Annotated in this window: 8 protein-coding genes and 1 pseudogene; 7 read left to right on the top strand and 2 right to left on the bottom strand. The window is 38.3% G+C overall.

All coding sequences use genetic code 11. From position 1 onward, the window contains the following. The coding region (gene msr(E) / locus FTT68_RS13745; protein WP_180073075.1) for an ABC-F type ribosomal protection protein Msr(E) at positions 1-1,079 on the top strand (1,079 nt) is incomplete at its 5' end. Positions 1,080-1,134: 55 nt separating this feature from the next. Then, the gene (locus FTT68_RS13750; protein WP_000155092.1) at positions 1,135-2,019 is read left to right on the top strand and encodes an Mph(E) family macrolide 2'-phosphotransferase; all 885 of its coding nucleotides are present in this window, start codon (positions 1,135-1,137) and stop codon (positions 2,017-2,019) included. Between the two features lie 138 nt (positions 2,020-2,157). Here the strand turns inward: FTT68_RS13750 and FTT68_RS13755 are convergent, their stop codons facing one another. After that, entirely contained in the window at positions 2,158-2,589 is a 432-nt protein-coding gene (locus FTT68_RS13755) for a hypothetical protein (RefSeq protein WP_039090891.1), read from the bottom strand. Positions 2,590-2,606: 17 nt separating this feature from the next. After that, the gene (locus tag FTT68_RS13760) at positions 2,607-2,873 is read right to left on the bottom strand and encodes a mobilization protein (protein ID WP_088749624.1); all 267 of its coding nucleotides are present in this window, start codon (positions 2,871-2,873) and stop codon (positions 2,607-2,609) included. A 208-nt stretch (positions 2,874-3,081) separates the two neighbouring features. On the opposite strand from FTT68_RS13760, the gene mobQ reads away from it, so the two are divergent. The 5 genes and pseudogenes from mobQ to msr(E) (FTT68_RS13785) all read left to right on the top strand — a co-directional run. After that, the gene (mobQ, locus tag FTT68_RS13765) at positions 3,082-4,518 is read left to right on the top strand and encodes a MobQ family relaxase (protein WP_107111964.1); all 1,437 of its coding nucleotides are present in this window, start codon (positions 3,082-3,084) and stop codon (positions 4,516-4,518) included. Positions 4,519-4,619: 101 nt separating this feature from the next. Beyond that, entirely contained in the window at positions 4,620-4,853 is a 234-nt protein-coding gene (locus tag FTT68_RS13770) for a hypothetical protein (RefSeq protein ID WP_180175425.1), read from the top strand. A gap of 202 nt (positions 4,854-5,055) precedes the next feature. Beyond that, entirely contained in the window at positions 5,056-5,985 is a 930-nt protein-coding gene (gene repM / locus FTT68_RS13775; protein ID WP_068553070.1) for a replication initiation protein RepM, read from the top strand. A 66-nt stretch (positions 5,986-6,051) separates the two neighbouring features. Then, entirely contained in the window at positions 6,052-6,594 is a 543-nt protein-coding gene (locus FTT68_RS13780; protein WP_004896925.1) for a plasmid replication DNA-binding protein, read from the top strand. A 670-nt stretch (positions 6,595-7,264) separates the two neighbouring features. Continuing rightward, a pseudogene (gene msr(E) / locus FTT68_RS13785) lies at positions 7,265-7,788 on the top strand (ABC-F type ribosomal protection protein Msr(E)); the annotation flags it as partial.

Consider the following 7,788-nt stretch of genomic DNA (forward strand, 5'->3'; position numbering starts at 1 on the left):
ATGGAATAGATCTACTTATTGGTCAACTTAAAGCATTTGATGGAGCATTACTTGTTATCAGTCATGACCGATATTTTCTTGATATGGTTGTAGACAAGATATGGGAGTTAAAAGACGGTAAAATTACGGAATATTGGGGTGGTTACTCGGATTACTTGCGTCAAAAAGAAGAAGAGCGACAACACCAAGCCGTAGAATATGAGCTGATGATGAAGGAACGGGAGCGATTAGAATCTGCTGTGCAAGAAAAACGCCAGCAAGCTAATCGATTAGACAATAAGAAAAAAGGAGAAAAATCCAAAAACTCTACCGAAAGTGCTGGACGACTTGGGCATGCAAAAATGACTGGCACCAAGCAAAGAAAACTGTATCAGGCAGCTAAGAGTATGGAAAAGCGTTTGGCTGCATTAGAAGATATTCAAGCACCAGAGCATTTGCGTTCTATTCGTTTTCGTCAAAGTTCAGCCCTAGAACTGCACAATAAGTTCCCGATTACGGCAGATGGTCTGAGCTTAAAATTTGGTAGCCGTACTATCTTTGATGACGCTAACTTTATAATACCGCTTGGCGCTAAAGTCGCTATAACTGGATCGAATGGAACAGGGAAAACGTCCTTGTTAAAAATGATATCAGAACGTGCTGATGGATTAACCATATCTCCAAAAGCTGAAATTGGCTACTTTACACAAACAGGATATAAATTTAACACGCATAAATCTGTGCTCTCCTTTATGCAGGAAGAGTGCGAGTACACAGTTGCGGAAATTCGTGCAGTATTGGCTTCAATGGGGATCGGAGCGAATGATATTCAAAAAAACTTATCCGACTTATCGGGAGGTGAAATCATCAAACTGCTTTTATCCAAAATGCTTTTAGGAAAATATAATATTTTGCTTATGGATGAACCAGGAAACTATCTTGACCTAAAAAGTATTGCCGCATTAGAAACAATGATGAAGTCCTATGCAGGAACTATTATCTTCGTATCTCATGACAAGCAATTGGTCGATAATATTGCTGACATTATCTACGAGATCAAAGACCACAAAATCATCAAGACTTTTGAGAGAGATTGTTAATGATAGCCAATCTAATCCGAACATTAATTATTGAACTCTTTAAAGGAAATTAAAAATGACAATTCAAGATATTCAATCACTTGCTGAAGCACACGGCTTGTTGCTTACGGACAAAATGAATTTCAATGAAATGGGCATTGATTTTAAGGTCGTTTTTGCTCTTGATACAAAGGGGCAACAATGGTTGCTGCGTATTCCTCGTCGTGATGGCATGAGGGAACAAATCAAGAAAGAAAAACGCATTTTAGAATTGGTAAAAAAACATCTTTCTGTAGAGGTTCCTGATTGGAGAATTTCATCTACAGAATTAGTGGCTTATCCCATACTTAAAGATAATCCTGTTTTAAATTTGGATGCTGAAACCTATGAAATAATTTGGAATATGGACAAAGATAGCCCGAAATACATAACATCTTTGGCAAAAACCTTATTTGAAATCCATAGTATTCCTGAAAAAGAAGTTCGGGAAAATGATTTGAAAATTATGAAACCTTCAGATTTAAGACCTGAAATAGCAAACAATTTGCAGTTAGTAAAATCTGAAATTGGTATAAGTGAGCAATTGGAAACCCGCTACAGAAAATGGTTGGATAATGATGTTCTATGGGCAGATTTCACCCAATTTATACATGGCGATTTATATGCTGGGCATGTACTAGCTTCAAAGGATGGAGCTGTTTCAGGCGTTATTGATTGGTCAACAGCCCATATAGATGACCCAGCGATTGATTTTGCTGGGCATGTAACTTTGTTTGGAGAAGAAAGCCTCAAAACTCTAATCATCGAGTATGAAAAACTAGGGGGTAAAGTTTGGAATAAACTATATGAACAGACTTTAGAAAGAGCAGCGGCCTCTCCTTTGATGTATGGTTTATTTGCCTTAGAAACTCAAAATGAAAGCCTTATCGTTGGAGCAAAAGCTCAGTTGGGAGTTATATAATTTAAAAATATGATTGCTGAGAACTGCCTTGTTTTGAAACTTGGTTGGCTTTAATTAGTTTTTAGTATTCTTTATAGAAAATGCCTCGATCAAGGGGCATTTCTAACAATCATTTAACATAAAATTTCTTATGCGAAATTACATACCAACTTTAACCACATTGTGGACAGGTTGGATTTTAGAGATAAGAAAAACTTCTAGGGCATTTGCTAAATAAGCCGTATCACGCTCAAAGCCTATTGTAATGATGGATCCAGCATCTTTCAGTCTTGGATCTATCGCAATATATTCAGTTTTATCTTCATTCCATCGGCAATATTTCATTACCCTGGCGCTTAAGCCATTACCACGATAACGGCCAGCACCTCTAGAAGTCCCAACACCGATATAAGTCACTAAATCCCCTTTGACAAACGCATATACACCTTGTTTATCGTAATTAGGAATTTTTCCAAAATTAAAATGTACTGGTGACCATTCAGGAGGCTTTCCTAATAGGTCTACATTCCAGTGATGTTCGAAGAATAATTCTGTATTACGTATTAACTTATTAAGTGTTGGATCTTCCACTACTTATCCCTCAAAATTTATAAATTAAAAAGCTTTCGGTCACGCTCATCTGTTAAATACTTATCCATCTGAGCAATTAATTTAGCTCTGGCTTGTTCATCATCTTCAGTGATCTTTAGCATACAGGATCCAATTAAAATTTTGCGTCTGGTATCATCCTTTCGAGCTTGTTCTTTCTCTTTAGCACGTTCTCTTGCCAGTGCTGCCTGTCTTTGAGCCTTTAACTGCTTTAGCTTTTCTTCCTGTGCTTTGATTTTGCTGTCTAGTGTTTCAGTAACGCTCATTAATCCAATACCATCATCCTGGGAAACCATCCCTAACATAAGCGCACTTGAATATGCATTCAAGGTGCTATATGTATAGTAATGTTTTCCTCGAAGAGCGCACTTATGCAAACTTCGTTTGCAAGTACGATTGGGGTCTCCCCAATACCCCGACAACCGTATCCACGGTTGTACTTCACTACGTGAAAATTTAAAAGCGAAAATAGGCATGGCGATTTACCACTTTTCAGTCAAAACCGTAGCACGATCAGCAGGGCGTTCCGCTACTGCTGCGATTGCCTATCGGGCAGGTGAAAAGATCTATTGTGAACGTGAGGGCCGAGAACATGATTACAGCCGAAAAACAGGTGTGGAATATAAAGAAATTTATTTACCCGAAGGCGCACCAGAACATTTAAAAAACCGGGAAAGACTCTGGAACGAAGTTGAACAACGGGAAACCCGAAAAAACTCGACAGTTGCCCGAGAATTTGAAATCGCTTTTCCAAGTGAATTAAATCAGGAACAACGCCTGGCCATGCTCGAAGAGCTATGCGCCAGTATCGTGGACAGACACCAGGTAGCCGTCGATGCCTGTATTCATGCACCGCATACTGGATCTGGTAGTGATGAACGCAATTATCACGCGCATATCCTGATGAGCACACGCAAACTTACTCAGGAAGGCTTCACCGAGAAAACCCGGGAACTGGATCAGAAACACAGTGGAGAAATCGAACACTGGCGCGAACACTTTGCCGATATCTGCAATATGCACCTGGATCTGGCTGGATACACTGCCCGAGTCGACCACCGCAGCTACAAAGACCAGGAGAATGGTTTAGAAGCCACGCTGCACGAAGGGCCGAAAGTCACCGAACTGCGCCGAAAAGGGATTGAGACCGAAATCAGCCGAAGCAATGACGAAATCAAACAGAGAAATCAGGCTCAGCTGCAATACAGCAAAAATATGGATCTGCTGATTGCTGAAAATGAGATCAAACTCAGCACACTGAAAACAGAACAGCAGATCCAAATCAAAAATAGCGCTAAAACGCCACCAATTGACGAAAAAGCCCTGTTTGAGGAAAAACAGAGGGAAACCCTTGGCAAAGTGCTAAAACGCGAAATCAGCGCAAAAGACGCGAATCTAGACCTGGATTTCATGCAGCGTAATCTCAAACAAGCCGAAATAACCCTGACCAAGCACCACAAACATCAAAATGAGTTCAATCAGCAGCTTGCCCAGGAGATCGTGAAAAGCGGACTCAAGCAAAGTCATGACAAATTGCAAAGCCTGGTCGATCAACACAACGAATTAACTCAGAACAAACCCTTACTGTTTGGAAAAAAAGCCTGGGAAGCCCAACGTGATGCGATTTACCAGGAGCACAAAAAGCTGAAAGGTCAGCATGAACACCAGAAAAAACATGGTGTGAAGGATTTATTGGAAAATGACAAATTCAAAGAACATGCCTGGAAGCAGTACCAACAACAACATCCAGCCAAAGCCAAGCAATACCAGACTCTATACCCATCCTATCAAGTCATTAAAAAATGTGTGGATGAGATCAAAGCAGAACAACAGATGAAACTCAGACAGGAACAACAGCTCAAAGCACAGCAACATGCGCCTAAAATGAAATCTCGTGGCATGAGTCGCTAAACAGAGCGAGTGTCTACGAGCGAACTGAGAAAATTTGCCCATCCCTTTCCCTGATTACAAGCTCCCTATCCATCAATCACCTGCTTTACAGAGCATCCCGAATGGGTGCGAACTTTCCAAATTTGATTCCTAAACCGAGCGTAGCGAGAAAAAAAGCTCATGAGCGAAGCGAATTCCGAGCTGCTTTTGATCTTGCTTTTGCTTTTTCTCAAATTCACGAAAATATGAACCAAAAATTGCCCCGAGGAATCGAGCGAAAGCGAGATTCAATAGAGTTTGAGCGAAGCGAAAACCAAGGGCAATTTTTTACTCCCTGGGCTTTTAATTATTTTTAAGCTTTTAAATGCTTTTAATTAAGCTGTAATCCTTTATTCATAATGGTTCTAGAGATATTAAAACGAGGTTTACCTTGCATTAAAACGAGGTTTACCTTGCATTAAAACGAGGTTTACCTTGCATTAAAACGAGGTTTACCTTGCATTAAGCGAGATAATTATATAACCTCGTCTTATTGAATTAAAAATATAATCTTTTCATATGAAAACAGAACTAGTTGTTAAAGATAACGCCTTAATCAATGCCAGTTATAACCTCGATCTAGTTGAACAGAGGTTAATTCTCCTAGCTATTGTTGAAGCAAGGGAATCGGGTAAAGGGATAAATGCTAATGATCCACTAACAGTTCATGCTGAAAGTTATATTAATCAGTTTGGTGTACATCGAAATACGGCTTATCAGGCGTTAAAAGATGCTTGCGATGACTTGTTTGCAAGACAATTCAGTTATCAGAGTCTTAGTGAAAAAGGTAACACTATTAATCACAAATCAAGATGGGTGAGCGAGGTGGCTTATATTGATAATGAAGCTGTCGTTAGACTTATTTTTGCCCCTGCTATTGTGCCTTTAATTACTAGGTTAGAAGAACAATTTACAAAGTATGAAATACAACAAATAAGTAATTTAACAAGTGCTTATGCTGTTCGTTTATATGAAATATTGATTGCATGGCGTAGTACTGGAAAAACGCCTCTCATAACTATGTATGATTTTAGACAAAAAATAGGTGTACTCGAGACTGAATACAAACGAATGTATGATTTTAAAAAATATGTTTTAGACATTGCATTAAAACAAGTAAATGAACATACCGATATTATTGTCAAAGTTGAACAGCATAAAACAGGTAGATCTATTACTGGTTTTTCATTTAGCTTTAAACAGAAAAAATCAGCCACGCATTCAGTCGAATCTAAAAGAGATCCGAATACATTAGACCTCTTTTCAAAAATAACAGATAAACAACGCCATCTATTCGCCAACAAGCTCTCAGAGCTTCCTGAGATGAGTAAATATTCACAAGGCACAGAAAGCTATCAGCAGTTTGCTGTACGTATAGCTGCCATGCTGCAAGATGCAGAGAAATTTAAGGAATTACTTCCTTTACTCAGAAAATTAGGATTTCAATGACATTGTTAATTGAAATTGTTAAGTTAACAGTCAGGTATTAACACAAGTTGAAAACTGGTTTACATAATGAAAAAACTGTCAGTTTCAGAGTTAGCTAAGCTTTATGGATATTCAAGACAAGCCATATATGCACATATAAACAAAGGAAATTTATCTAAAGGATCTGATGGATTAATTGACTTTTCAGAGGCCCTAAGAGTTTTTGGGGAACCACAAAAAAAAGAGGATACAGTCAATCAAAGTCAATCAATTAACAGTCAAAACTTGACAGAAGTTGACTTACTAAAACGTCAAGTTGACATACTGGAAAAACAATTAAATCAGGCAATACAGAGAGAAAATCAATCTTTAGAACGTGAATCGTTTTATCAAGAACAGATTGAAGCTATGCAGCGCTTACTAGAAGCACCAAAAGCCAATATGACTACCTTTACCGATCAGAGCTTTAAACAGGATATAGCAACGGATCCTCGGTCGGAACTAGCAACGAACTATGACGAATTGACTACTCCTCAGCAAGACAATAAGCGTATTCCTATCCCGGAGCATGTTGAACCAGAACAGAAGAAGAGAGGCTTCCTAAGCCGCTTTTTCCTTCCATATGGTTAGCCAAGACTCCAGTTTTTTGAAGAGCCAATTTCAGTGCAAGCACTTGAAATAATGACTCCTCAAAAAACCGGATGATGTTTATTAAAACTGAATAAAACCGTGGAACATCGCTCAATTAGTGATCGTGGAACATGAATAATCAATAAAAAGCCGTTCTGGTGCCCTATACTCCAGAACGGCTTACGTTAATATAATGATATTTAAAGAGAAATATCAAGCATTTCGTATAAGGTGTATTATGTTAATTTTAGAAAATCTTCACTACTATTATTTTAAAATAAGCCTTATATCCAAGCATAAAACAAGGTTGTCTAGACTTCTTTTAACAGTAAAGTTATCATAAAACTGAATTTTATTTTTTAGGTAAGTTTATGCATTCTATCCGCATTCGTTAAGACACAACTATTTGCATAGTGACACTATTTTATAATGGTGGGCTTTTGTTGTGTCTTTAAGAATATATGCGGATATATAAAGTAAAAGTATGCTTAATTTATAAGTATGCTTTTAGTGCATAGTTTCCAGTTATAACTTAATTGACTAGCTATTTGTCCACCCTGTGGATGAATAGCTTTTTTTTTGGGAGGACACTGTGATGCTAGCTTTTGTTTTCACCTAAATCCTGTTTGCTGCATAAAAAATTTCAAGAGCTAAACAGGAGTAAATAAAAATGAGTTTAATTATTAAAGCGAGAAACATACGCTTGGATTATGCTGGGCGTGATGTTTTGGATATTGATGAATTGGAAATTCACTCTTATGACCGTATTGGTCTTGTGGGTGATAACGGAGCAGGAAAGAGTAGTTTACTCAAAGTACTTAATGGCGAAATTGTTTTAGCCGAAGCGACATTACAGCGTTTTGGTGATTTTGCACATATCAGCCAACTGGGCGGAATCGAAATAGAAACGGTCGAAGACCGGGCAATGTTATCTCGCCTTGGTGTTTCCAATGTACAAAACGACACAATGAGTGGCGGAGAGGAAACTCGTGCAAAAATTGCTGCCGCATTTTCCCAACAAGTACATGGCATTCTAGCGGATGAACCAACCAGCCACCTTGATCTCAATGGAATAGATCTACTTATTGGTCAACTTAAAGCATTTGATGGAGCATTACTTGTTATCAGTCATGACCGATATTTTCTTGATATGGTTGTAGACAAGATATGGGAGTTAAAAGACGGTAAAATTAC

Source organism: Acinetobacter sp. Q85-2, assembly GCF_013420555.1.
GTDB lineage: Bacteria > Pseudomonadota > Gammaproteobacteria > Pseudomonadales > Moraxellaceae > Acinetobacter > Acinetobacter indicus.